At 55.2% G+C, this 26436-nt stretch carries 23 protein-coding genes and 1 other RNA gene; 6 read left to right on the forward strand and 18 right to left on the reverse strand.

The window, feature by feature from the left end:
* Positions 1-65 precede the first annotated feature (65 nt).
* Complete coding sequence (locus C0557_RS21170; RefSeq protein ID WP_208660788.1) at positions 66-935, reverse strand: LysR family transcriptional regulator; 870 nt, start codon at positions 933-935, stop codon at positions 66-68.
* Positions 936-1061: 126 nt separating this feature from the next.
* On the opposite strand from C0557_RS21170, the gene C0557_RS21175 reads away from it, so the two are divergent.
* Both C0557_RS21175 and C0557_RS21180 read left to right on the forward strand, forming a co-directional pair.
* Positions 1062-1808, forward strand: a complete 747-nt coding sequence (locus tag C0557_RS21175) for an SDR family NAD(P)-dependent oxidoreductase (RefSeq protein WP_208660790.1) — start codon at positions 1062-1064, stop codon at positions 1806-1808.
* Between the two features lie 143 nt (positions 1809-1951).
* Entirely contained in the window at positions 1952-3403 is a 1452-nt protein-coding gene (locus tag C0557_RS21180) for an MFS transporter (protein ID WP_208660792.1), read from the forward strand.
* Between the two features lie 162 nt (positions 3404-3565).
* Here C0557_RS21180 and gcvP read toward each other — a convergent pair whose 3' ends face one another.
* The 7 genes from gcvP to C0557_RS21215 all read right to left on the reverse strand — a co-directional run bounded on the left by gcvP (position 3566) and on the right by C0557_RS21215 (position 12809).
* Positions 3566-6439 carry an aminomethyl-transferring glycine dehydrogenase gene (gene gcvP, locus C0557_RS21185; RefSeq protein ID WP_208660794.1) on the reverse strand — a complete coding sequence of 958 codons (2874 nt, stop codon included), beginning with the start codon at positions 6437-6439 and terminating at the stop codon, positions 3566-3568.
* A gap of 127 nt (positions 6440-6566) precedes the next feature.
* Positions 6567-6956: a glycine cleavage system protein GcvH gene (gene gcvH / locus C0557_RS21190; protein WP_007370242.1), complete on the reverse strand. Its 390-nt coding sequence runs from the start codon at positions 6954-6956 to the stop codon at positions 6567-6569.
* Between the two features lie 26 nt (positions 6957-6982).
* Entirely contained in the window at positions 6983-8077 is a 1095-nt protein-coding gene (gene gcvT, locus C0557_RS21195; protein WP_074772871.1) for a glycine cleavage system aminomethyltransferase GcvT, read from the reverse strand.
* 422 nt (positions 8078-8499) lie between these two features.
* Complete coding sequence (ubiI, locus tag C0557_RS21200; RefSeq protein WP_208660796.1) at positions 8500-9702, reverse strand: FAD-dependent 2-octaprenylphenol hydroxylase; 1203 nt, start codon at positions 9700-9702, stop codon at positions 8500-8502.
* 15 nt (positions 9703-9717) lie between these two features.
* Positions 9718-10896 (reverse strand): 2-octaprenyl-6-methoxyphenyl hydroxylase, encoded by a 1179-nt coding sequence (gene ubiH / locus C0557_RS21205; RefSeq protein ID WP_208660798.1) that lies wholly within the window; start codon positions 10894-10896, stop codon positions 9718-9720.
* Positions 10893-12206 (reverse strand): Xaa-Pro aminopeptidase, encoded by a 1314-nt coding sequence (gene pepP, locus C0557_RS21210; RefSeq protein WP_208660800.1) that lies wholly within the window; start codon positions 12204-12206, stop codon positions 10893-10895. The genes ubiH and pepP overlap by 4 nt, the downstream gene beginning before the upstream one ends.
* A 24-nt stretch (positions 12207-12230) precedes the next feature.
* Entirely contained in the window at positions 12231-12809 is a 579-nt protein-coding gene (locus tag C0557_RS21215; protein WP_007370237.1) for a YecA family protein, read from the reverse strand.
* Between the two features lie 227 nt (positions 12810-13036).
* Here C0557_RS21215 and zapA point away from each other — a divergent pair, with 227 nt between their 5' ends.
* The 3 genes from zapA (at position 13037) to C0557_RS21230 (ending at position 14212) form a co-directional block, all read left to right on the forward strand.
* The gene (zapA, locus tag C0557_RS21220; protein WP_035889588.1) at positions 13037-13366 is read left to right on the forward strand and encodes a cell division protein ZapA; all 330 of its coding nucleotides are present in this window, start codon (positions 13037-13039) and stop codon (positions 13364-13366) included.
* A 41-nt stretch (positions 13367-13407) separates the two neighbouring features.
* A non-coding RNA gene (gene ssrS / locus C0557_RS21225) (6S RNA) lies at positions 13408-13591 on the forward strand.
* A 24-nt stretch (positions 13592-13615) separates the two neighbouring features.
* The gene (locus C0557_RS21230; protein ID WP_007370235.1) at positions 13616-14212 is read left to right on the forward strand and encodes a 5-formyltetrahydrofolate cyclo-ligase; all 597 of its coding nucleotides are present in this window, start codon (positions 13616-13618) and stop codon (positions 14210-14212) included.
* 43 nt (positions 14213-14255) lie between these two features.
* On the opposite strand, the gene serA is transcribed toward C0557_RS21230, so the two are convergent.
* Together serA and rpiA are read right to left on the reverse strand one after the other, a co-directional pair.
* On the reverse strand, positions 14256-15488 hold the full coding sequence (gene serA, locus C0557_RS21235) for a phosphoglycerate dehydrogenase (protein ID WP_074772855.1): 1233 nt from the start codon (positions 15486-15488) through the stop codon (positions 14256-14258).
* Between the two features lie 267 nt (positions 15489-15755).
* Entirely contained in the window at positions 15756-16415 is a 660-nt protein-coding gene (gene rpiA, locus C0557_RS21240) for a ribose-5-phosphate isomerase RpiA (RefSeq protein WP_208660802.1), read from the reverse strand.
* Between the two features lie 164 nt (positions 16416-16579).
* Here rpiA and argP point away from each other — a divergent pair, with 164 nt between their 5' ends.
* Complete coding sequence (gene argP / locus C0557_RS21245) at positions 16580-17473, forward strand: DNA-binding transcriptional regulator ArgP (RefSeq protein ID WP_007370232.1); 894 nt, start codon at positions 16580-16582, stop codon at positions 17471-17473.
* A 40-nt stretch (positions 17474-17513) separates the two neighbouring features.
* Here argP and C0557_RS21250 read toward each other — a convergent pair whose 3' ends face one another.
* The 8 genes from C0557_RS21250 to C0557_RS21285 all read right to left on the reverse strand — a co-directional run.
* The gene (locus C0557_RS21250) at positions 17514-18254 is read right to left on the reverse strand and encodes an oxidative stress defense protein (RefSeq protein WP_074772849.1); all 741 of its coding nucleotides are present in this window, start codon (positions 18252-18254) and stop codon (positions 17514-17516) included.
* A gap of 94 nt (positions 18255-18348) precedes the next feature.
* Entirely contained in the window at positions 18349-18984 is a 636-nt protein-coding gene (argO, locus tag C0557_RS21255; RefSeq protein WP_208660804.1) for an arginine exporter ArgO, read from the reverse strand.
* Positions 18985-19121: 137 nt separating this feature from the next.
* A complete protein-coding gene (gene mscS, locus C0557_RS21260) occupies positions 19122-19982 on the reverse strand; it encodes a small-conductance mechanosensitive channel MscS (RefSeq protein WP_074772844.1) in 861 nt (286 codons plus the stop codon).
* Between the two features lie 186 nt (positions 19983-20168).
* Entirely contained in the window at positions 20169-21248 is a 1080-nt protein-coding gene (gene fbaA / locus C0557_RS21265; RefSeq protein WP_074772841.1) for a class II fructose-bisphosphate aldolase, read from the reverse strand.
* 203 nt (positions 21249-21451) lie between these two features.
* Positions 21452-22615 (reverse strand): phosphoglycerate kinase, encoded by a 1164-nt coding sequence (pgk, locus tag C0557_RS21270; protein WP_208660806.1) that lies wholly within the window; start codon positions 22613-22615, stop codon positions 21452-21454.
* Positions 22616-22663: 48 nt separating this feature from the next.
* On the reverse strand, positions 22664-23683 hold the full coding sequence (gene epd / locus C0557_RS21275; RefSeq protein ID WP_208660808.1) for an erythrose-4-phosphate dehydrogenase: 1020 nt from the start codon (positions 23681-23683) through the stop codon (positions 22664-22666).
* 341 nt (positions 23684-24024) lie between these two features.
* The gene (locus C0557_RS21280) at positions 24025-24774 is read right to left on the reverse strand and encodes a phage antirepressor KilAC domain-containing protein (protein WP_208660810.1); all 750 of its coding nucleotides are present in this window, start codon (positions 24772-24774) and stop codon (positions 24025-24027) included.
* A gap of 294 nt (positions 24775-25068) precedes the next feature.
* Positions 25069-26436: transketolase (locus C0557_RS21285; RefSeq protein WP_208660812.1), on the reverse strand; the 1368-nt coding region annotated here is incomplete at its 5' end.

Genomic DNA, 26436 nt, shown 5'->3' on the forward strand with positions numbered 1-26436 from the left:
ATCGTGGGCTAACCAGAGCGGGACAAGTTTTCTCTGTGGCGTGCTCCGTAAAATGGCACGCGGGTTCACGGTGCTCTCGTCGCCGGGTCGGCAAGCAGCGTATCGGCGATATCCAGCATTGCGCGCAAGCGGTCCATATGCCGGAGATCCTGGTGGTAGCCGACCCACATCTCTCTGGATGGCAGTTGATCCTCAGTCTGAATACGTTGCAGACCGGAAACGGCGTCTCCCAGTGGCCGTGGCAACACGGCTACTCCCATCCCCTGCAAGCACATTTGCGCCTGAACAGCCCGGCTTGTGCTGGTGAAAACACGCCTGGAGCGGGGGAATCTGTCGAGCAACCATGTGACGTCAGGAAAATGTGACTGGGCGGTGTTCATCAGAATAAGCCCCACTGACGCCGGATCGTTGTATATGGTCTGTGCGATTTCAGGCGTACCGTACAGACCATAGGAAATGGTCATCAGGCGACGCTGGACGATGTCCGGTTCGGTAAAAGGTACGAGACGAAAGGCCACATCCGCATCGCGCCGGGATAAATTAAGTAAGCGGTAGCTGGCGATGATCTCCGGTACCACGCCCGGATGACGCCGCGTCAATTCAGCCAGCACCGGTGCCAGCACGTAGCCCGCAAACCACTCGGCACATGAGATTCGCAAAATGCCTTCGAGCCGTTGGTGATTACCCGCCAGGCGCCTTTCCAGCGCCAGCGCGGAATTTTCCATCGATTCCGCCAGATTCAGCACCGCGTCTCCGGCATCGGTCAGCACCAGCCCCTCACGCGTGCGGCGAAACAGCGGCTGTTGTGCCTCATCTTCGAGCGCTTTGATCCGTCGGCCCACCGTCGGATGGCTCACGCCCAGGCTTCGGGCGGCCTCGCCGAACGATCCCTTGCGGATCACCGCCAGAAATATCCGTACGTCGCTCCACTCCATACCCGCCCCCGTTCAAAAATGAACATCCAATATACATAAATGGCAGTTCCCTAACAATTATGCAGGCATCACCATAACGTCTCTTCACTGAACAGGCTGCTATGGCCTCATCCGGGATCTGAAAGTATGAACAAATTAAAAAACAAAGTTGCCATCGTCACAGGCGCATCCAAAGGTATCGGTGCCGGAATTGCCCGCCAACTGGCGGCGGAGGGGGCGAAGGTTATCGTCAACTACGCCACCAGCAAAAGCGGCGCAGACAGCGTGGTTGCGGATATCGAAGCCGCAGGCGGACAGGCCGTGGCGGTCGCCGCAGACGTTACCAACAAGCGTGAGGTTGAGGCGCTGGTTAGCTCGGCGATTGAACATTTTGGGCGGCTGGACATTGTGGTGAATAACTCAGGGATTTATCAGTTCGCCCGGATCGAAGAAACCACCGAAGCGCTGTACCGCAAGCAGTTCGACATCAATGTGCTTGGCCCGCTACTGGTCTGCGCCGCCGCCGTGCCGCATCTGGAGAAAGGCGGGAGCATCATCAACATCAGTTCGTTCGTCACACGCGTGTTCATGCCAGAGAGCGCCATTTATAGCGGCTCCAAAGGTGCGATTGACGCCATTACCGGCGTACTCGCGCGCGAGCTTGGTCCGCGCGGCATCCGCGTTAACGCCGTTAATCCTGGTCTTATCGAAACTGAAGGTACACACGCTACCGGGGCGATGGGTTCGGACTTCCAGACCTGGAACGAAGCGCAGACGCCGCTTGGTCGTATCGGTCAGGTGCAGGACATCGCGCCAATCGTCTCTTACCTGGCATCAGACGATGCGGGATGGGTGACCGGCGAGGTCATTATGGCGTCTGGCGGCATGCGCTAACGCGCCGCAATTCAATAAAGGCTGCCCGGGCGTTTGGTCAGGCAGTTCGCAGGCAGAAGAGAGCCGGGAATACCCCGTGCGCCTGGCTCCACATGTTTCATTTGATTGATTGATTGGAAACCACAGGGTTTCCGGGAGGGGTTATGTCAGCACATAACATGACGCACGCTGAGCCTCGTCGCTGGGCGATGTTCGTTATCTTACTGGTGGGCGCCTTTCTGCCACCGCTCGATTTTTTTATCGTTAATGTGGCGCTCCCGTCAATCCAGAGTGATTTAGCCTCTTCGTCTTCTGCGGAGCAACTGGTTATCTCATCGTATGCCGCAGTGTATGCGACCACGTTAATCACCGGTGGGCGGCTGGGTGATCTGTATGGTCGTGGCAGGATGTTTTTCCTTGGGCTGATGGGTTTTGCGGCTGCATCACTGTTGTGCGGGATCGCCGGATCGCCGTGGGTATTGATTTTCGGGCGCGCACTTCAGGGCGCTTCGGCCGCCATCATGGCACCGCAGGCGCTCGCGTCCGTGCAGGCCATTTTCCCTGAAACAGAGAAGCCATTAGCGTTGGGTTTATATGGTGCCGTGTTTGGCCTTGCCTCCGTTATCGGACAGGCGCTGGGCGGCATCCTGATTACATTGAATCTGTTCAACCTCGGGTGGCGGGCCATTTTTCTTGTTAACCTGCCGGTGGCGCTGCTGGTCATTGTTTTTGGTATTCCATTGCTGAAAGAGACACGGGCGCCACATGCCCGCAAACTTGATCCCGGCGGCATGCTGCTGGCAACAGCAACGTTGAGCGCGCTGATTATTCCGTTGATTGAAGGCCGTGAGGCAGGCTGGCCCTGGTGGACGTGGCTGTTATTCCTTGCGGCTCCGCTGCTGGCCTCGCTTTTATGGCGTTATGAAATACGCCTCAGCCGTCATGGCGGCTCACCGCTGCTGGATCCTGTCGCGTTACGTGCGCCTGGGCTGGGTTGCGGGCTGGCGATCGCGCTGTTGTTCTATTCCATCGCCGCATTCTTTTTGCTGTTTTCGGTTTATCTGCAAAGCGCACTGCATGTCGATGCGCTGACGGCTGGCCTGATTTTTCTGCCTTTTGGCGCCGGTTTTCTGATTGGGCCGTTGCTCACCCCGTACCTGCGGCGTTTTGCCGGAAATTACCTGAGCACGATCGGGATGGGATGCGAAACCGCCGGTTTAGCCGGACTGGCGTGGCTGGTGACCGCAACGGCGACGGGCGCGACTCCCGCAATGGCGCTACTCGCCGCGCTGCTGTTTATCACCGGTTTTGGCCAGGGCCTGGCGATGCCAATGCTGATGCGCATGCTAACAGGCCGTGTCGCAGCGGAATTTGCAGGCATGATTGCCGGCATCACCAGCTCGGCTTTGCAGGTTAGCACCGCGCTCAGCGTCGCAGTGATGGGCGGTATTTTTTACAGCATTGTGGGCGACAGCCATAGCGCGACGGATATCACCCATGCGTTTGTCGTCGCAGTCCTGACAATGGCGTGCTGCCTCGGCGCGGGAGCGGGGTTAAGTATCAGGCTTATCCGGCAACCTGTTGGCTTAACGCCAGTGACGAAGGGTTTTCCCTGAGCTGTTGCAGCTCAAAACATAACGAGCATCGCAGTATGTGAATCATGGAAAACGTTCAGTTGCGCCTTGCCTACCGCGGCGCCCGTCACTACTGCAATCGCTACGGTTCTCCCAATAGAAAAGGGCGCCGAAGCGCCCTTAAAGGATAGTTGAATCAGTGAATTACTGATATTCGCTCATCGGTACACAGGAGCAGAACAGGTTACGGTCACCGTAGACATCATCCAGACGTTTGACGGTTGGCCAGTATTTGTTTGCGAAGCCTGCCGGGAACACGGCCAGTTCACGGGTATAACCGTGGTTCCACTCCGCCACCAGTTCATTCTGGGTGTGCGGCGCGTTCACCAGCGGGTTATCTTCCAGCGTCCATTCGCCCTGCTTCACGCGCTCGATTTCGCCACGGATCGCCAGCATCGCATCGATAAAACGATCCAGTTCGACTTTGCTTTCCGATTCTGTCGGTTCCACCATCAGCGTACCGGCAACCGGGAAGGACATGGTCGGCGCATGGAAACCGTAATCGATCAAACGCTTAGCGATATCCAGCTCACTAATCCCGGTATCTTCTTTCAATGGACGAATATCGAGAATGCACTCATGCGCCACGCGGCCATCACGCCCGGTATACAGCACCGGGAACGCCTCTTTCAGACGGCTGGCGATGTAGTTAGCATTGAGGATCGCCACCTGGCTGGCCTGCTTCAGCCCTTCCGCGCCCATCATCCGGATATACATCCAGCTAATCGGCAGAATCGACGCGCTGCCAAACGGTGCGGCAGAAACCGCCCCCTGGCGCGTCAACATGCCTTCGATTTGCACCACGCTGTGCCCCGGAACAAACGGCGCCAGATGCGCTTTCACGCCGATCGGCCCCATACCCGGGCCGCCGCCGCCGTGCGGAATGCAGAACGTTTTATGCAGGTTGAGGTGGGAAACATCCGCCCCGATAAAGCCCGGCGAAGTGATACCCACCTGGGCGTTCATGTTTGCGCCATCGAGATAAACCTGGCCGCCAAACTGATGCACCACTTCGCACACTTCACGGATCGTCTCTTCATATACGCCGTGAGTGGATGGATAGGTGACCATAATGCAGGAGAGGTTATCACCCGCCTGCTCCGCTTTCGCGCGCAGATCGGCAAGGTCGATGTTGCCGTTTTTATCGCAGGCAACGACCACCACCTGCATCCCCGCCATCTGCGCCGACGCCGGGTTAGTGCCGTGCGCGGAACCAGGGATCAGACAGATATCACGATGACCTTCGTTGCGGCTTTCGTGGTAATGACGAATGGCCAGCAGACCTGCGTATTCGCCCTGCGCACCAGAGTTTGGCTGCATGCAGAGGGCATCGTAACCGGTGAGCTTGACCAGCCACTCGGAAAGCTGAGTAATCATCTGATGATAACCTTCAGCCTGTTCCGGCGGGCAGAACGGATGCAGTTCCGCGAATTCCGGCCAGGTGATAGGGATCATTTCGGCTGCCGCGTTCAGCTTCATGGTGCAGGAACCCAGCGGGATCATCGCCTGATTCAGCGCCAGATCTTTGCGTTCCAGAGAGTGCATATAGCGCATCATCTCGGTTTCGCTGTGATAACGGTTGAACACCGGGTGCGTCAGGAACGCATCGTCGCGCAGCATCCCGTGCGGAATGGAGCGGCTATCAAGCGCAACATCTTTGTCCAGCGCATCAATATCCAGACCATGATTGTCGCCCAGCAGAACACCAAACAACGCCTGCACATCTTCGCGGGTGGTCGTTTCGTCCAGCGTAATACCCACCGCGTTCAGAATGTCGCTGCGCAGGTTGATCTCTTTCGCCTGAGCGCGCGCCAGCACGGCGGCTTTATCCGCGACCTCAACGCACAGCGTATCGAAGTAGTGCGCATGACGCAGTTTCAGCCCCTTATGCTGCAAACCGGTAGCGAGAATGTCGGCCAGGCGGTGAATGCGGCCCGCAATGCGTTTCAGCCCTTCCGGGCCGTGGAACACCGCGTACAGGCTGGCGATATTGGCCAGCAGCACCTGTGAAGTACAGATGTTGGAGTTGGCTTTCTCGCGACGGATGTGCTGTTCGCGGGTCTGCATCGCCATGCGCAGCGCGGTGTTACCGGCAGCATCTTTGGAAACCCCGATAATGCGCCCAGGCATGGAACGTTTGAATTCATCTTTGGCAGCAAAGAATGCCGCGTGCGGACCGCCGTAGCCCATCGGCACGCCGAAACGCTGAGCGGAGCCAAACACGATGTCGGCGCCCTGTTTGCCTGGCGCCGTCAACTGCACCAGCGCCATAAAATCGGCAGCGACGCTGACCACGATTTTGCGGGCTTTCAGCTCAGCAATCAGTACGCTGTAATTGTGTACTTCGCCGGTGGTGCCAACCTGTTGCAGCAGAACACCGAAGACATCCTGGTGATCCAGCACTTTGTCAGCCGCATCAACAATCACCTCAAAACCGAAGGTTTCGGCGCGCGTGCGCACGACATCCAGCGTTTGCGGGTGCACATCATCGGCAACGAAGAAGCGGTTAGCGCCTTTCAGTTTGCTCACGCGCTTCGCCATCGCCATCGCTTCAGCGGCGGCGGTCGCTTCATCCAGCAGGGAAGCGGAGGCGATATCCAGGCCGGTCAAATCCAGCGTCACCTGTTGAAAGTTAAGCAGCGCTTCCAGGCGCCCTTGCGATACTTCCGGCTGATACGGCGTATACGCGGTGTACCAGCCTGGATTTTCCAGCATATTACGCAGGATCACCGGCGGTAACTGCACTGCGGTGTAGCCCATGCCAATGTAAGACTTAAAGCGCTTGTTGCGTCCCGCGATGGCTTTCAGTTCGGCAAGCGCGGCGAATTCGCTGGTAGCGTCACCCACCTGCGGCGGCGTGGCGAGCTGAATATCTTTCGGTACGATCTGCGCAATCAGGGCATTCAGCGAATCTGCCCCTACGGTGTTCAGCATCTCCTGCTGTTGCGATGCGTCCGGGCCAATATGCCTGCCGATAAATGCGGTGCGATTTTCAAGCTGACTTAACGTCTGAGTCATGAGCGATGGTTCCTGAAACGTGCGGTGAATCGTATATGTTGCTAACTCTATTGCCCGGTGGCGCTTACGCTTACCGGGCCTACGTACACCTGTAGGCCGGATAAACGCAGTGCCATCCGGCACAACATTACTCGTCTTCTAACAATGCGGCGTATGCCGTTGCATCCAGCAGCGCAGCAACTTCCGATTCGTCACTGGCTTTGATTTTGAAGATCCAGCCTTCGCCGTACGGCTCGCTGTTAACCAGCTCCGGAGAGTCATTCAGCGCATCGTTAACGGCGACGATTTCACCGCCGATCGGCGCGTAGATATCAGAAGCGGCTTTTACCGATTCGGCAACGGCGCAGTCATCGCCAGCGCTAACGGTCGCGCCCACTTCCGGCAGATCGACAAACACCATATCACCCAGCAGTTCCTGAGCATGTTCAGTGATGCCAACGGTATAGCTACCGTCTGCTTCTTTGCGCAGCCATTCGTGTTCTTTGCTGTATTTCAGTTCGCCCGGTACGTTGCTCATCTCATTCTCTCCAGATAAAAATTACGTTACGCGACAGCTTTGCCGTTGCGCACAAAAACAGGTTTGGTCACTTTGACCGGCATTTCGCGGTTACGGATCTGCACAATTGCCGTTTCGCCAATTCCGGCCGGAACGCGCGCCAGTGCAATACTGTAGCCAAGCGTCGGCGAGAAGGTCCCGCTGGTGATCACACCTTTTTGCACGTTGCCGTGCGCGTCAGTAAAGTGCACCGGTAACTCATTACGCAGCACACCTTTTTCCGTCATCACCAGGCCAACCAGCTGTTCGGTGCCCTTTTCGCGCTGTAGTTCCAGCGCTTCGCGACCGATGAACTGGCGATCCTGCGGTTCCCAGGCGATGGTCCAGCCCATATTGGCAGCCAGCGGAGAGATGCTTTCATCCATCTCCTGGCCATACAGGTTCATGCCCGCTTCCAGGCGCAGCGTATCGCGCGCGCCAAGCCCGCAAGGTTTTACGCCCGCTTTCAGCAGATCCTGCCAAAAGCTGGCAGCTTTTTCGTTCGGCAAAGCAATCTCGTAACCCGCTTCACCGGTGTAGCCCGTGGTCGCGATAAACAGCTCGTCCGCTTCAACGCCGAAGAACGGTTTCATTCCCTCAACCGCGCTGCGCTGCGCATCGGTAAACAGGCTGGCGGCTTTCGCCTGCGCGTTTGGCCCCTGAACCGCGATCAGTGACAGATCGTCACGGACGGTGATATCGATGGCAAAAGGTTCGGCGTGTTGGGTGATCCAGGAGAGGTCTTTTTCGCGGGTGGCGGAGTTTACAACGAGGCGGAAGAAGTCTTCGGTGAAGTAGTAGACGATCAAATCGTCAATCACGCCACCCGACGCATTCAGCATGCCGGTGTAGAGGGCTTTGCCGGGCTTCGTGAGTTTGGCCACATCATTTGCCAGCAAATATTGCAGAAACTCCCGGGTGCGGCTGCCTTTCAGATCGACGATGGTCATGTGCGAAACATCGAACATCCCGGCATCGCTGCGCACTGCGTGGTGCTCATCAATCTGCGAGCCGTAATGCAGCGGCATCATCCAGCCATGGAAATCCACCATGCGGGCGCCGCATAGCGTGTGTTGTTCATACAAAGGGGTCTGCTGAGCCATCTTGTCCTCGTCGAATAAGCTGCGCTATCACGTTTTTCGGCGGCGTTCATTTCGCCAAAACGACCAGCGTCAACGGCCATTTCGGACGCCGACGCAAACGTTATCTTTTGCCTGAACTTAACACCGAAAGCGGCACTTAACCATAAGAGAAAATGGGCCATCACATTAGCTTATGACCGGGTTAGCTAAAAACAGCAGCAGAGTTTTATGCTGGCTAAAAACGAAATCACCCAAACGAAACATCAATAAAGCGACGAGATTGCGCCTTATTTCAATATTTCACTCCGCAAAAGCATCATTTTTTCTGCAGTGGGAAAAATCACACATGAGTAAATCTAATCCGAAAAACGAGGTGAAATTAGAATATTTCAAATGAGGCAGGAAGTCCCCTTCCCGTTTGCGGGAAGGGAAATGTGATGGGGTTAACGTAACCACTCCGGAAGGTCATTCAGGCCGAGCGCCTGACGCAGCAATTGTGTTTTTACCCCAGGAAGGGTATCCGCCAGTTTCAGACCAATATCACGCAACAGTTTCTTCGCCGGGTTCGACCCGGCAAACAGTTCGCGGAAGCCCTGCATTCCCGCCAGCATTAGCGCCGCACTGTGCTTACGGCTGCGCTCGTAGCGACGCAGATAGAGATGCTGGCCGATATCTTTGCCTTCGCGGCGCAGACGACGCAGCTCGGTAATCAATTCCGCAACATCCATAAAGCCCAGATTCACACCCTGCCCGGCCAGCGGATGGATGGTATGCGCAGCATCGCCTACCAGCGCCAGACGATGGCCGGCGAAGTGGCGCGCATAGCGGCCGGTGAGCGGATAAACCTGACGCTCGCTTTCCACACTGCACAGACCAAGACGATTATCAAAGGCCACGCACAGCGCCTGATTGAACGTCTCATCGCTGGCCTGTTGCAGCGTTTTCGCCTGATCCGGCGGCAACGACCAGACGATCGAGCACAAATGTGGATCGTTCAACGGCAGAAACGCCAGAATGCCCTCGTTATCGAACACCTGCCGCGCTACGGCCTGATGCGGCTCCTCGGTGCGAATGGTCGCCACCAGCGCATGGTGGTGATAATCCCAGAAAGTTAGCGGAATATCCGCTTTGTTACGCAACCAGGAGTTCGCGCCGTCAGCCCCGACCACCAGCCGGGCCGTGAGCATCGTGCCATCTTTTAAGGTGAGAAATGCGTCGTTCTCACCCCAGGCCACCTGCTGCAATTCGGCTGGGGCAATCATGGTGACATCCTGACACTGCTGAGCTTTATCCCACAGCGCCTGGTGAATCACTGCGTTTTCAATAATATAGCCAAGATGGGGATAGCCCATACTTTGGTCGTCAAAGGTGATGCGGCCAAAGCTGTCTTTGTCCCACACTTCCATACCGTGATAGCGCCCCGCGCGGTGGGCAATGATGTTTGACCACACGCCAAGATGCGTCAGAAGTTTTTCGCTGGCGGCGTTAATCGCCGATACGCGCAGCGCCGGTGGTGCATCTTCCGCCAGCGGCTGCGGAACATTCTGCTCCAGCACCGCAACCCGTAAACCGCTCCCCTGCAACCCGCAAGCCAGCGCCAGACCTACCATGCCGCCGCCGACAATCGCAACATCAACACTCTGCACTCTTTGCTCCTTTGATTAACGGGTTACCCAACCGAGGGTACGCTGCGCCAGCACATCGCGCGCCGGGGTAAATAGTTCCATCGCCATCAGCCCAATATTGCGCCCGACGACAAGCGGTGCCCAGCGGTTGGCAAACAGATGCACCAGCCCGTCGGTAACGCCTATGGTGGCGCTTTTGTCCGACTGACGCCGATGACGGTAGCGCGTCAGCACCGGATAACAACCGACATCTTTCTGCTTCGCCCATGCCTCCGCCAGTGTTTCCGCCAGCGTCATGACATCGCGCATGCCGAGGTTAAACCCTTGTCCGGCAATAGGATGCAGCGTCTGAGCCGCATTGCCGACCAGCACCGCGCGATGAGAGACCGGCGATGACGCGTTAGTCAGCGTCAGGGGATAAACGCTGCGTTTTCCGGCGTGCTCAATACGCCCCAGACGCCAGCCGAAAGCTTTTTGTAGCTCATGGCAAAACCGTTCGTCAGACCAGCCAGTCACCTGCTGCTGTTTTTCCTGTGGATGGCACCACACCAGTGAACAGCGCCCCTGCGACATCGGCAACATCGCCAGCGGCCCATGCTCGGTGAAGCGTTCAAATGCGCGTCCCTGATGCGGAACAGAGGTGGTGACGTTGGCGATGACCGCGGCCTGGTGATAGGGCGTTTTCTGCCAGAGGATCCCCAGTTGCTCGCCCATGCCCGAACGGGAACCGTCCGCCGCAACCAGCAACTGGCCAATAATCAGCTCACCGCTTTCCAGCGTTACCGATACCTGCTGCTCATTACGGGTAAAGCTGCTGACCCGATCGGGGCAATGCAGCGTCACGCCCGGCGCATTTTGCAGCAAGGTAAAGAGCCGCTGGCCGATATCATGCAGTTCAACCACCTGGCCCAGCGCATCAAGGTGATAATCCTGCGCATCCAGCGTGACAAAACCGGCGTGACCACGATCGCTGACGTGAACAGTTGAAATGGGCGTTGCACAACGGGCTATTGCCTGCCAGATCCCGACGCGCGCAAGCTGCTGGCACGTACCTGCCGCCAGCGCAATGGCACGGGCATCAAAACCAGGATGATGGTGAGAACCCGGCGCTGTAGCCTCCACCAGGTGAACCGGTAATTTCCCCTGCGTCAGATGTGAAATGGCCAGCGCGAGCGTCGCACCGGCCATGCCGCCGCCAACAATAATCACACTCATGAACGGCTCGCCGCCATCAGTGCTTCAATATCATCCGCCTTTTTCACCACGCTGGCGGTGAGATTCTCGTTACCCTCGTCGGTAATAACGATGTCATCTTCCACGCGAATACCAATGCCGCGATACTGCTCGGGAACATCCGCATCCGGGGAAATATAGAGGCCCGGCTCAACGGTCAACACCATGCCTGGTGCCAGCTCGCGCGAACGATCCTGACCGTAAACGCCGACGTCATGAACATCCAGCCCCAGCCAGTGGCTTAACCCGTGCATAAAGAATGGGCGGTGGGCATTTTTTGCGATCAATTCATCAACTTCGCCCTGCAGAATGCCAAGCTTCGCCAGACCGGTGATCATAATGCGCACTACTTCGCCGGTAACGGCCTGAATGGAGGTTCCCGGACGAAACAGCTCCAGCGCACGTTCCAGCGATGCCAGCACAATGTCATAAATTTCACGCTGCGCCGGGCTGAATTTGCCGTTTACCGGGAAGGTGCGGGTAATATCCCCGGCGTATCCCCTGTATTCACAGCCAGCATCAATCAGCACTAAATCACCGTCACGCATCTGGCTTTCATTTTCGGTGTAATGCAGGATGCAGCCATTATCCCCCGAACCGACGATGGTGTTATAGGACGGGAAACGCGCGCCGTGGCGGTTAAATTCATGCTGAATTTCACCTTCAAGCTGATATTCAAACATTCCTGGACGGCAAACCTGCATGGCGCGGGTATGCGCCAGCGCAGAGATCTTCCCGGCGCGACGCATCACCTCGATCTCTTCGGCCGATTTAAACAGACGCATCTCGTGGACGATCGGGCGCCAGTCGGTCAGCGTGGCGGGCGCGGTCAGATTCTGCCGCGCGCCTTTGCGCAGCTTCTCCAGCGCAGTGAACAGGATGGTATCCGCGTACTCATACTCACCCTGCGCGTGATAAACCGCGTCGAGGCCATTGAGCAACTGGTAAAGGTGCGTGTTGATCTCCGGGAACGCCAGCGCACGTTCGACGCCCAGTTTTGCTGGCGCGGCTTCCTGACCAAGACGGCGGCCAAACCAGATCTCGGCGGTTTTATCACGCACGCGGTTGAACAGCACGCTATGGTTGTGGGTGTCATCGCTCTTTATCAGCACCAGCACCGCTTCTGGTTCGTTAAAACCGGTGAAGTACCAGAAATCGCTGTTCTGGCGATACGGATATTCACTGTCTGCGCTGCGGGTCGCTTCCGGCGCGGCAAAGATCAACGCCGCGCTACCCGGAACCATCTGCGCCAGCAATGTCTGGCGACGACGGAGAAACTCAAGCTGTGTCATGACACCTCCTTCCTACAAGACGAATTAATGTAACGTCGGCTTACGCACTTCCGGCGCGGTCGGCTGCGGATGCGTGAACGTGTCGTGGCACAGCAGCGCAGCAACGCGGACGTATTCGATGATCTCTTCAAGCGACATTTCCAGCTCTTCCTGATCTTCTTCTTCGTCATAACCCAGTTGCGCGATATTACGCAAATCATCAATCGCTTCGCCGGTTTCACCAGTCACTTTGTCGAGCTTCGGCTGCGAGACGCCTAACCCGAGCAGGAAATGGTTTACCCAGCCGGCCAGCGCATCAGCTCTGTCGAAAACGCTGACGTCATCGCCTTCCGGCAAATAGAGTTGGAACAGAAAGCCGTCGTCTTCCAGTGAATCGCTGGTTGCCGCATGCATTGCCCGCAGCGCCTGTGCCAGCTCATGACCAAAAGCCAGCCCGTCGTTAGTTAAATCATGCAGCAACGGCTGCCAGGAGCTGTCATTGTTGCCACCGCAGATCATCCCCGCGATAAGCCCATGCATTTCGGCAGGAAGCAGCCCCACGCCCTGTTGGTTGAGCAACTGGCCTACATCGTTGTAACCAGGTATTTCGTTCTGTATAGACATACGCATTCGTCGTCGTTGGTGGGAATATTCATGATATGCTACCACTTTGGCCCCTGGTGATATACCCGTGATACTTCACGTTACATGCCATTGCATGTGGCATGAGTAATTAAGGTATAGACGCAAAAAACTTGAAAGTGCTCACCAGGCTAGCTTATAGTGTCGCCCCTTCGCAGCCCAGGACTCGGATGCGAAGGCAGAGCGCAGTCAAACAGCAGGAAGGTGGCATGTCTGCACAACCCGTCGATATCCAAATTTTTGGTCGTTCACTGCGAGTGAACTGCCCGCCTGAACAGAGGGACGCTCTTAACCAGGCTGCGGAGGATCTGAATCAGCGGTTGCAAGATCTGAAAGTTCGCACTAGAGTCACAAATACTGAGCAGTTGGTGTTTATCGCCGCGTTGAACATCAGCTACGAGCTGACTCAGGAAAAGGCAAAAACCCGCGAGTACGCAGCCAACATGGAACAGCGTATCCGAATGTTACAGCAGACCATCGAACAGGCATTGCTTGATCAGGGTCGCATAACAGACAGGCCGGGGCCTAAGTTTGAATAACACTTCAGGATCAACTGTGGTAGAGTGATCGTGAAGACAAAATTTCTCTGAGATGTTTGCAAGCGGGCCAGTCCCCTGAGCCGATATTTCATACCACAAGAATGTGGCGATCCATGGTTGGTGAGCATGCTCGGTCCGTCCGAGAAGCCTTAAAATCATGACGACGCATTCACCTTGAACCAAGGGTTCAAGGGTTACAGCCTGCGGCGGCATCTCGGAGATTCCCTTCTTTTTCTTCTACCCAAAACCATGACGCAACTTCCTGATTTTCCCTCTTCACGACAAGAAATCCGCAAACTTATCCGCCAGCGTCGGCGTGCGCTAAGCAGCGAGCAGCAGGCGCATTTTGCCCAGCAGGCCGCCGCGCGCATGATGGCGTATCCGCCCGTCGTGATGGCGCATACTGTGGCGCTGTTTCTCTCTTTCGACGGTGAACTGGATACCCAGCCATTGATTGAACAGCTCTGGCGCAGCGGAAAACGGGTTTACCTGCCGGTGCTGCACCCGTTTAGCCCGGGCAATCTGCTCTTTCTGCATTACCACCCGCACAGCGAACTGGTGATTAATCGCCTGAAGATTCAGGAACCGAAGCTGGACGTGCGCGATGTCCTGCCGCTTAATCAGTTGGATGTATTGGTTACACCGCTGGTGGCGTTCGACGAACAGGGCCAACGTTTAGGTATGGGTGGCGGTTTTTACGATCGCACACTGCAAAACTGGCGCGCTTACAACTTACAACCCGTGGGTTACGCGCATGACTGTCAGGGTGTTCAGGCCCTGCCGGTGGAAGAGTGGGATATTCCGCTACCCGCGGTAGTCACGCCATCAAAAGTGTGGGAGTGGTAACAGGTTTCCCCCTCCCTTGCGGGAGAGGAAAACACACTACTTATCAGAACAGCAGGCGGGCGCGAATCGTACCGGGAATCGCTTTCATGCTCTGCAACGCTTTTTGCGCGACGTCTTCATCCGCTTCGATATCAACCACCACATAACCCATATACGGCGTTGTTTGCAGGTACTGCGCCGCGATGTTGATATTCTGGCTGGCGAAGATTTGGTTGAGTGCAGTCAGCACGCCAGGACGGTTTTCGTGGATGTGCAGCAAGCGACGGCCACCGTGCATCGGCAAAGAAACTTCCGGGAAGTTAACAGCCGACAGCGTAGAACCGTTGTCAGAATATTTAATCAGTTTACCAGCCACTTCAAGACCGATATTTTCCTGCGCTTCTTGCGTTGAACCGCCGATGTGCGGCGTCAGCAGCACGTTGTCAAATTCGCACAGCGGGGAATCAAACGGGTCGCTGTTGGTGGCGGGTTCCGTCGGGAAGACGTCAATTGCCGCACCGGCCAGATGTTTGCTTTTCAGCGCATCGCACAGCGCCGGAATATCGACCACCGTGCCGCGAGAAGCATTGATCAGTAGCGCGCCCGGCTTCATCAATCTCAGCTCTTCAACGCCAATCATATCTTTGGTTGACGGCGTTTCCGGCACATGCAGACTCACCACATCGCTCATGTTCAGCAAATCGGAAAGATGCTGTACCTGCGTGGCGTTGCCCAGCGGCAGCTTGCTTTCAATATCGTAGAAGAAGACGTGCATCCCCAGCGATTCCGCCAGAATGCCCAACTGCGTACCGATATGGCCATAGCCGATAATGCCAAGCTTTTTACCGCGCGCTTCGTAGGAACCGACCGCCAGTTTGTTCCAGATACCGCGGTGCGCTTTCGCGTTCGCTTCAGGAATACCGCGCATCAGCAGCAACAGTTCGCCAATAACCAGTTCCGCCACGGAACGAGTGTTGGAGAACGGCGCATTGAACACCGGAATACCACGCTTTGCAGCAGCGTCCAGATTCACCTGGTTAGTACCAATACAGAAACAGCCCACCGCGACTAATTTTTCCGCCGCAGCGATAACATCTTCGGTCAGTTGAGTACGGGATCGCAGGCCGATAAAGTGGGCATCACGGATGGACTCTTTAAGCTGCTCAGTGTCCAGCGCGCCTTTGTGGAATTCAATGTTGGTATAACCCGCCGCGCGGAGGCTATCCAGCGCTTTCTGGTGCACCCCTTCGACGAGCAGAAATTTAATCTTGTCTTTCTCCAGTGATACCTTTGCCATTTACCCGACCCTGTTTTTTGTCTTGACTGTGATGTTGTGCGAAATGCAGTTTTCTTCAGTCAACATATCAAAAAAAACTATTGCAGCAATATGAACGTTTGCGTGCACACTCTGAAGAAATGTCATCCAGCGGGAAATGGCAGATAAAAATGCTGGTAAAGCGAGGAATGATGGCAGGTAGTGCATAGCCAGCCGATAAATGTGACACATATCACCAAATTTGCCGATCGCGTTTTTTTACAGGGAGGCGAGCGCCTCCCCGTCAGATCATTTTATGATGGTTTTCACACCGTCGGCGGTGCCGATCAGCGCCACATCCGCGCCACGATTGGCGAATAACCCTACAGTGACTACGCCCGGGATGCTATTGATGCTGTTTTCCAGCGCAATCGGATCGATGATCTCCAGCCCATAAACGTCGAGGATCACGTTGCCGTTATCGGTGACAACATTCTGACGATATTCCGGGCGCCCGCCCAGCTTCACCAGTTGACGCGCAACGGCGCTGCGAGCCATCGGGATAACTTCCACCGGCAGCGGGAATTTCCCCAGGATATCAACCTGCTTGGATGCATCAGCGATACAGATAAATTTATCCGCTACCGAGGCGATAATTTTCTCGCGCGTCAGCGCTGCGCCGCCGCCTTTGATCATCTGCATCTGGCCGTTGATTTCGTCCGCGCCATCAACGTAGATACCCAATTTATCCACTGCATTGAGATCGAACACGGTAATGCCAAGACTTTTCAGTTTCGCGGTGGAGGCATCCGAACTGGAAACCGCGCCTTCGATCTGGCCTTTCATCGTGCCGAGCGCATCAATAAAGTGCGCCGCAGTGGAGCCAGTGCCTACGCCGACAATGGTTCCGGGCTCAACATACTTGAGTGCCGCCCAGCCCACTGCTTTTTTGAGTTCATCCTGCGTCATGGTCGTTCGCCTGTGGTGTGAAATTTCAGGCGCATTATAGACCACCCTTCGCCTAAATGTCCCTGTGACCCGTGTCACATTACGCGACGTCCAATTTCGTCTGATTCTAATAAAAATTTATGTCATAGTGCTGAGTAATCATTTTTCAGGAGATTGGCCGAGCAATGAAACGTCCGGACTACAGAACATTACAGGCGCTTGATGCGGTCATTCGTGAGCGTGGGTTTGAGCGCGCCGCGCAAAAACTGTGTATTACTCAGTCCGCCGTGTCGCAGCGCATAAAACAGCTCGAAAACATGTTCGGCCAGCCATTACTGGTTCGTACTGTTCCGCCGCGTCCCACCGAACAAGGGCAAAAACTGCTGGCGCTGTTGCGTCAGGTCGAGCTGCTGGAAGAAGAGTGGCTGGGCGATGAGCAAACAGGCTCGACGCCGCTGCTGCTGTCGCTGGCGGTCAACGCCGACAGCCTGGCAACCTGGCTGCTGCCTGCGCTGGCACCGGTGCTGGTGGATTCACCCATTCGGCTGAACTTGCAGGTTGAGGATGAAACCCGCACCCAGGAGCGACTGCGTCGCGGCGAGGTGGTTGGTGCGGTCAGTATTCAGCCGCAGGCGCTGCCGAGCTGCCTTGTCGATCAACTTGGTGCGCTGGATTATCTGTTTGTCGGTTCCAGAGAGTTCGCCGAACGCTACTTTCCTAACGGCGTGACCCGTTCCGCGCTGTTAAAAGCTCCGGCGGTAGCGTTCGACCATCTGGATGATATGCATCAGGCATTTTTGCAGCAGTATTTCGATTTACCGCCGGGCAGCGTGCCCTGCCATATCGTGAATTCATCGGAAGCGTTTGTGCAACTGGCGCGCCAGGGCACGACCTGCTGTATGATCCCGCACCTGCAAATCGAGAAAGAATTGAAGAGCGGCGATTTGATCGATCTGACGCCAGGCCTGTTACAGCGCCGTATGCTCTACTGGCACCGTTTTGCGCCGGAAAGTCGGATGATGCGCAACGTGACGGATGCGCTGCTGGAGTATGGACACCGGGTATTAAGGCAGGATTGAACAGCGAACCTCTCCCCGACAGGGGAGAGGATGAGCAACTTTACTTCGCCGCAGTCGCTGCCGGCTGCTCAGCCTGAGCAGGCTCAAGCTGGAATACCACATCAACCTGATCGTCAAACTGAATCGTCGGCTGCTCGTAGGTTTCCTGGGCGGAAACCGGCGCGGCATCCGCTTTCATCATCCGGACCATTGGGCTGGGCTGATAATTAGAAACATGGTAGCGAATGCTGTAAACCGGGCCGAGTTTGGCATTGAAACCGGCGGCCAGCTGCTGCGCCTGACGGGTCGCATCATCAATCGCCGCTTTGCGCGCTTTATCTTTGAAGGACTCCGCTTGCGCAACGCCCAGCGACACGGAGCGAATCTCGTTCAGACCCGCTTTCAGCGCGCCATCCAGCAGTGAGTTAAGTTTATCCAGCTCGCGCAACGTCACTTCAACCGTACGCACAGCGCGGTAGCCTTTCAGGATGCTTTTGCCGTTCTGGTAGTCGTAATCTGGCTGGGTGCGTAAGTTTGCGGAATTAATGTCTTTTCTGGCGATACCATTTTTCTCAAGAAAACTCAGGTATTGCGCAACGCGGTCATCGGCCTGTTTTTTCGCTGATGCGGCGTCTTTTGCGGCGACGTTCACTTCGATCGCCAGCGTGGCAATATCCGGAGTCGCATCCACGCTTGCCGTGCCTGAGGTGACAATATGCGGGCCGTCAGGCAATTCGTTTGCCTGTACTGCCATTGCACTAAAACCGACTGCCGCCGCCAGGGCCATCACTTTAAATTTCACAGTTGCTCCTCCATGTTGCGTTAATACGTCCGAATACGCAGACGCCTTGGCAGCAAGCTTAGCGGCTCAGCGTGAATTGTCCATCGGACTTACCCTAACTGAATAATCTCTGCACATGACGGATACCTTCACACGCAAGCTGGAAGGCAATAAACCACATCACCAACCCGACCACGGTGTTGATTACCCGCTGCGCTTTCGCCGTGCGCAAACGAGGAGCAAGCCAGGCGGCGAGCAACGCAAGGCTGAAGAACCACAGGAAAGAAGCGCTCATCGTGCCCAGCGCGAACCAACGCTTTGGCTCCGCATCCAGTTGGCCGCCAAGGCTACCCAGCACCACAAAAGTGTCGAGATAGACATGCGGATTAAGCCAGGTTACCGCCAGCATGGTCGCAATGATACGCCAGCGCCCCTGGCGTAACGCTTCAGTGCTTGCCAGTTCCAGATTACTGCCCAGTGCCGTTTTCAGTGCGCCAAAACCGTACCATAGCAGAAACGCCACGCCGCCCCAGGTTACCAGCGCCAGCAGCCACGGGGATTGCATCAACAACGCGCTACCGCCAAACACGCCAGCACAGATCAGCGCCACATCGCTCATCGTGCATAAAAAGGCGGTCATGATGTGATACTGCCTGCGGATCCCCTGGTTCATCACAAAGGCGTTTTGCGGCCCAAGCGGCAGGATCAACGCAGCTCCAAGCATAAGACCTTGAAAGTAATAGGATAACACGTCGTAATTCCATCAAATTGTTTCGGAAGCAGACTATAGCGCGGGAACATCATTAGCGGAAATTGATAATTTTAATCGTTAAGTAGCAATACTAATGTTGATGAGTAAAAAGAAGGCCGGCGATGCCGGCCCGCATCTTACTGCTCTGTCTGCTCGTGAGAACGCTTGAGGTTTACGTCCATCTGCGGGAACGGGAAGCTGATGCCATTCTCGTCAAAGCGACGTTTGATCAGTTCCAGCACATCCCAGTAAACGGCTTGCAGATCGCTGCTCTTACTCCAGACACGCACCACAAAATTAATGGAGGACGGTCCCAGTTCATTCAGACGCACCGTCATTTCGCGATCTTTGATGATGCGTTCATCAGCCTGGATAATGTCAGTCAGAATGCGTTTCACCTGGTCAATATCAGAATCGTAAGCCACGCCGATAATAAATTCGTTGCGACGTACCGGCTCACGCGAGAAGTTCACGATATTTCCGGCAATGATTTTACCATTCGGGATCACCACGATACGCCCGTCCACCGTACGCATAGTGGTGGAGAAAATCTGCACCTGCAACACGGTTCCGGCAACGCCGCCCAAATCGACATACTCCCCCGAACGGAACGGGCGGAAAGTCACCAGCAGCACGCCAGCCGCGAGGTTCGAAAGCGAACCCTGCAACGCCAGACCGATGGCTAAACCGGCGGCACCCAGTACGGCAATCACTGAGGCTGTTTGCACACCAACGCGACCCAGCGCGGCAATCAGGGTAAAGGCGATAATGCCATAGCGCACCAGCGCGGAGAGAAAATCAGCTACGGTGGCGTCGATGTGTCGCGCAACCATCACGCGATTAACCGTATTCGAGACAATACGCGCCACAATCATACCGACAATAATGATGGCGATAGCCGCCACAATGTTAACGGCATAGCTCAACAGCAGCGCCTGATTGTTCACCAGCCACGAACCTGCGTCGTTAATGCTGTCAACAACGTTAAGATCTTCCATTCGTGCTTCCTTATGTTGTTCCAAAATGGGAAAACCACCCCTTCGAGCAAGGAGAGATCCCTAAAGGGTAAACAAAAAGCCGCATTTACGCCAAGTCGATCACACTTTGTGCTCTACGCCAGCTTATTGAAATGGCAATAAAAAAGACCCGCAAAATGCGGGCCTTTTCAGATAAAGCAGCGAAAATTACAGAACGTCTACTGCGTTCAGTTCTTTGAAAGCCTGCTCCAGACGAGTCACCATGCTGGTCTGCGCTGCACGCAGCCATACACGCGGATCGTAGTATTTTTTGTTCGGCTGGTCAGCACCTTTCGGGTTGCCCAGTTGGCCCTGCAGGTAGCCTTCGTTTTCTTTGTAGTACTTCAGGATACCTTCCCAGGTCGCCCATTGGGTGTCGGTATCGATGTTCATTTTGATAACGCCGTAGCTTACGGAGTCTTTGATTTCCTGAGCAGTAGAACCGGAACCGCCGTGGAATACGAAGTTCAGGCTGTTGTGCGGTAGGTTATGTTTTTTGGAAACATATTCCTGAGAGTCGCGCAGGATAGTCGGGGTCAGTTTCACGTTACCCGGTTTGTAGACACCGTGTACGTTACCGAAGGAAGCCGCGATGGTGAAACGCGGGCTGATTTTGTTCAGCTCAGTGTAGGCGTAATCAACGTCTTCCGGCTGGGTGTACAGTGCAGAAGCGTCCATGTGGCTGTTGTCCACGCCGTCTTCTTCACCACCGGTGCAACCCAGTTCGATTTCCAGAGTCATGCCCATTTTGGACATGCGCGCCAGATATTTGGAGCTGATGGCAATGTTCTCTTCCAGAGACTCTTCAGAGAGGTCGATCATGTGAGAAGAGAACAGCGGTTTACCGGTTGCTGCGAAGTGTTTTTCACCCGCGTCCAGCAGACCGTCAATCCACGGCAGCAGTTTTTTCGCGCAGTGGTCAGTGTGCAGAATAACCGGCACGCCGTAATGTTCTGCCATCTGATGAACATGGTGCGCACCAGAGATTGCGCCGAGGATTGCCGCGCCCTGAGGCACGTCAGTTTTCACGCCTTTACCGGCAATAAACGCAGCACCGCCGTTAGAGAACTGAACGATAACCGGCGCTTTAACTTTGGCAGCAGCTTCCAGAACGGCGTTGATGGAATCAGTACCCACGCAGTTAACCGCTGGCAGAGCAAAGTTGTTTTCTTTAGCTACCTGGAACACTTTCTGAACGTCATCACCAGTGATCACGCCAGGTTTTACGAAATCAAAAATTTTAGACATGTACGTAGTCCTGTATCTTCGGCCGTTTCAGCTCGTCATAATTCGTGCTGCCAGTGCGCTGGCTTCTCTCGCGCCTCCAGTTACTCACTATGGCGAGTTTTTGGAGTTTCGCTGCGTGTCACCGTCTTCTGGCAGCGCGAATTATTTAGAGCAACAATTGAATCGTTTTGAAAATCAGGCGGGGTTATCCCGCCTGAACAATTTTACTTCTTAGCACGCTCTTCGAGCATGGCTACTGCAGGCAGAACTTTGCCTTCCACGAATTCGAGGAATGCGCCGCCGCCAGTAGAGATGTAGGAAATCTTGTCAGCGATACCGAACAGGTCGATAGCAGCCAGAGTGTCACCGCCGCCTGCGATGGAGAACGCGTCGCTGTCGGCGATAGCGTTAGCCACGATTTCAGTACCTTTACGGAAGTTCGGGAATTCAAACACGCCAACCGGACCATTCCACAGAATAGTTTTGGCATTTTTCAGGATTTCAGCCAGTTTTTCAGCAGATGCATCGCCCAGATCCAGAATTTGCTCATCATCTTTGATGTCATTTACGGATTTCAGGGTTGCCGTTGCAGTTTCAGAGAACTCGCTAGCAACGCGAACATCAGTCGGAACCGGAATATCGCAAGTGCTCAGCAGACGTTTTGCTTCATCAACCAGATCCGCTTCGTACAGGGATTTACCTACGTTGTGGCCCTGAGCAGCAACGAAGGTGTTAGCGATACCGCCACCAACGATCAACTGGTCAGCAATTTTGGACAGCGAATCCAGAACGGTCAGTTTAGTGGAAACTTTAGAACCGCCAACAATAGCAACCATCGGACGAGCCGGTTCTTTCAGCGCTTTACCCAGCGCGTCCAGTTCGTCAGCCAGCAGCGGGCCGGCGCAAGCTACGTCAGCGAATTTGCCGATACCGTGAGTAGAAGCCTGCGCACGGTGAGCAGTACCGAATGCGTCCATCACGAATACGTCGCACAGCGCAGCGTATTTTTTCGCCAGCGCTTCGTCGTCTTTCTTCTCGCCTTTGTTGAAGCGAACGTTTTCCAGAACGACCAGTTCACCGGCAGCAACTTCAACGCCTTCCAGGTAATCTTTAACCAGACGTACCGGGTTGGAGAGTTTGTCTTTCAGATAGTTAACAACCGGCAGCAGAGAGAATTCTTCGTTGTACTCGCCTTCGGTCGGACGACCCAGGTGGGAAGTTACCATCACTTTCGCACCCTGCTTCAGCGCCAGTTCGATAGTTGGCAGGGAAGCACGAATACGCGCGTCGCTGGTGACTTTGCCATCTTTAACCGGCACGTTCAGATCAGCACGGATGAAAACGCGTTTACCAGCCAGATCCAGATCGGTCATCTTAATTACAGACATGGTGAATCCTCTCAATGATTCTTAAAGTTTTGCGAGCGCTGTCGCGCCCTACCTGAAACCAATAGCCGACATTGCTAACGTCGTGTCGAGCATCCGGTTAGCAAAGCCCCATTCGTTGTCGCACCACACAAGGGTTTTAATAAGGTGCGCACCACTTACCCGCGTCTGTGTGCCATCAACAATGGCGCTGTGCGGATCGTGGTTAAAATCGGTTGAAACCAACGGTAATTCCGTATAATCAACTATACCATGAAATGTCCCACGCGCTGCTTTTTGCAGCAACATGTTGACTTCCATAGCTTTTACAGGTTTCTTCACCGTTACGCTCAGATCGATCGCGGTCACATTAATTGTCGGTACGCGCACCGCTATCGCTTCAAATCTGTCATTAAACTGCGGGAAAATTCGCGTGATGCCCGCCGCCAGTTTGGTATCTACCGGAATGATCGACTGGCTGGCCGCGCGCGTACGCCGCAGATCGGGGTGGTAAGCGTCAATCACTTGCTGGTCATGCATCGCGGAGTGAATGGTTGTCACCGTTCCCGACTCAATGCCATAAGCATCGTCGAGCAGTTTTATGACCGGAATAATACAGTTTGTCGTACAGGAGGCATTAGAGACCAGAAGGTCTTCAGAGCGAAGGGTTTCCTGGTTGACGCCGAAAACAATCGTTGCGTCGAGATCGTGGCTGCCAGGATGGGAAAAGAGTACTTTTTTCGCGCCCGCCGCCAGATGCGCCTCGCCATCCTCACGGTTGCCGTATACGCCGGTACAGTCGAGCACCACATCGACGCCCAGTTCGCGCCACGGCAGCGCCGCAATTGAGCGCTCATGCAGGATGCGAATTACGTCGTCGCCCACAAACAGTTGCTCGCGCTCCTGGTGAACATCCCAGGCAAAACGCCCGTGGCTGGTGTCATATTTCAATAAATGCGCCATGCCCACAGCATCGGCCAGTTCATTGATTGCCACCACGGTGATTTCCGCCCGACGCCCGGATTCATATAAAGCACGAACCACGTTGCGCCCAATGCGACCGAAACCATTAATCGCTATGCGTACGGTCATAATTCTCCTGCAAGGCTAGCTGGCCTGAAGTGGATGACAGAGTAATCCAGCCACCACATAAGGGGAATCCTCGCCTGCCTTAAACTGCGTCTGTTTGGTTAATTGTCGAACATTTAATCGACTGAAACGCTTCAGCTAGAATAAGCGAAACAAGGAATAAAAGGAATGATTGTCCAGACGGTTTCGCCAGTAATCTGACTTGCATCACATTTTCGCAGGAATAATTAGCGCGCCAAAAGGTACTTTCGTGAGGAAAATAACTGACAGAAAGAGAATGAGCGCAACAAAGCGTCCCTGCATGATCGGCTGATGAAGAAAGGCAAAATCCTTTCTGGCGCTGATTAAAACCAGCTCTGCTCCGGCGTCTTTGGCTCACTGCGTTCTGCGCGCGGCATCTCAACCGGCAACGAAGAGAGTTGCTTAGCCCACAGATCGGCCACCCACCTCACGCCCTTCGCGGTGAAACGCGCCTGAGACCAGCTACGTTTGTTTTCCCCGACGCCGCCATGGACGGTGAAGTAACCTTCGTCAATATGGTACGGCTGTGGCATCAACGTACCGTTTACACGCTGCATAATATTGCGCTCAAGCAAAAAGTCCCGGAACAGAGACTCTTTCACGCGCAGCATCTTGCAAAGCTGACGAAAACCAAGCGACTCTTCAACCCTGACATAGCGGTCAAAGAACTCCGCCTTTGGGGCTGAGAGAGCAAGTAACTCTTCCGCTCGCTGACGCTTTTCATACTGCTCAGCCCAGGCGCGTGCTGCGGCAGCAGGATTCGTAAAATCGGGCAGACTGATAAGCTTCTCTTTCTCCTGCCAGCGATCGAGCATTTCTGCCGTAAAGGTCGGCGAGAGGCGCGAAACCGTCAGCAATGAGTCCCGTTTATTAAGCAAAAATTCTTGTCGCATCTCGCCTTCTCGCTCGTACGGGTGCTCGTTCACCGGCTGGGAAAGCCGTTGCGCGGTTTCCAGACTTTTCACCATCCGCTTCACTTCGCCATGCGTCACGCCTGTCAATTTTGCGATTTCACGGCTGCTGATTGTCGCCAGCACAGGCTGCGAATTGAGATTTTCACCAGGAATTATCATAGGTTCACTCCTTACTCACACTCACCCTGGATAATTTGCAGAATTATTATACAACTTACTGGATGTATATCCAGTATATTTTTCATGCACGGATCAATGCCGTTTTCATCGAGTGGCTAAGAAGAGAGTGTTGGGTCAGAAGGCAGAAGATTAGGGGGATAACTAAATGACGGATGGCGCCTCGCTTATCCAGTCTACCTATTCCGCAACCCGTAGACTTGATAACGCATAAGCGCCATCCGAAATGACTTTTGATGCAGGCCCGGCAAGCAAAACGCCGCCGGGCAGGAGTGATTACAGCAGCGCTTTCGCTTTTGCCACCACATTGTCAACGGTGAAACCAAATTCTTCAAACAGCAGCTCTGCCGGAGCCGATTCGCCGAAGGTGGTCATACCCACCACCGCGCCGTTCAGACCGACGTATTTGTACCAGAAGTCCGCAATACCGGCTTCGATAGCCACACGGGCAGAAACCGCTTTCGGCAGCACGGATTCACGGTATGCCGCATCCTGTTTGTCGAAGGTGTCGGTCGATGGCATGGAAACCACGCGCGCCTTCACGCCTTCAGCGGTCAGTTTTTCATAAGCAGCAACGGCCAGTTCCACTTCGGAGCCGGTAGCGATCAGGATCAGTTCCGGCTGACCGGCACTCTCTTTCAGCACGTAGGCGCCACGGGCGACATCGGCCAGTTGCTGTGCCGTACGCTCCTGCTGCGCCAGATTCTGACGGGAGAGGATCAGCGCCGTCGGACCATCTGCACGTTCAACGCCATATTTCCACGCCACTGCGGATTCCACCTGGTCACACGGACGCCAGGTGCTGACGTTCGGGGTCAGGCGCAGGGAAGCCACCTGCTCAACCGGCTGGTGCGTCGGGCCGTCTTCGCCCAGACCGATGGAGTCGTGGGTGTAAACCAGCACCTGACGCTGTTTCATCAGCGCCGCCATACGCACCGCATTACGGGCATATTCAACGAACATCAGGAAGGTTGAGGTGTACGGCAGGAAACCGCCATGCAGCGAGATACCGTTGGCAATTGCCGTCATACCGAACTCGCGCACGCCGTAGTGAATGTAGTTACCGGCAGTGTCTTCGTTAATCGCTTTCGAACCGGACCAGAGAGTCAGGTTGGATGGCGCCAGGTCAGCGGAGCCACCGAGGAATTCCGGCAACAGCGGACCGAAAGCTTCAATGGCATTCTGCGACGCTTTACGGCTGGCGATTTTCGCCGGGTTAGCCTGCAGTTTTTCCACAAACGCCTGCGCTCTGGCATCGAAATCAGACGGCAGTTCGCCGTTCATTCGGCGGGTGAACTCCGCGGCCTCCTGCGGGAAGGCTTTGGCGTAAGCGGCGAATTTTTCATTCCACGCCGCTTCTTTGGCCTGACCGGCTTCTTTCGCATCCCACTGCGCATAGATTTCAGACGGGATTTCAAACGGCGCGTATTTCCAGCCGAGCGCTTCGCGGGTCAGCGCGATTTCAGCATCGCCCAGCGGCGCGCCGTGGGAATCGTGGGTACCGGCTTTGTTCGGCGAACCGAAACCGATGATGGTTTTGCACATCAGCAGCGACGGTTTATCAGTAACAGCACGCGCTTCTTCCACCGCACGTTTGATGGCGTCCGCGTCGTGGCCGTCAATGCCGCGTACCACGTGCCAGCC

It is taken from the genome of Kosakonia sp. MUSA4 (genome assembly GCF_013085925.1).
Lineage (GTDB): Bacteria > Pseudomonadota > Gammaproteobacteria > Enterobacterales > Enterobacteriaceae > Kosakonia > Kosakonia sacchari_B.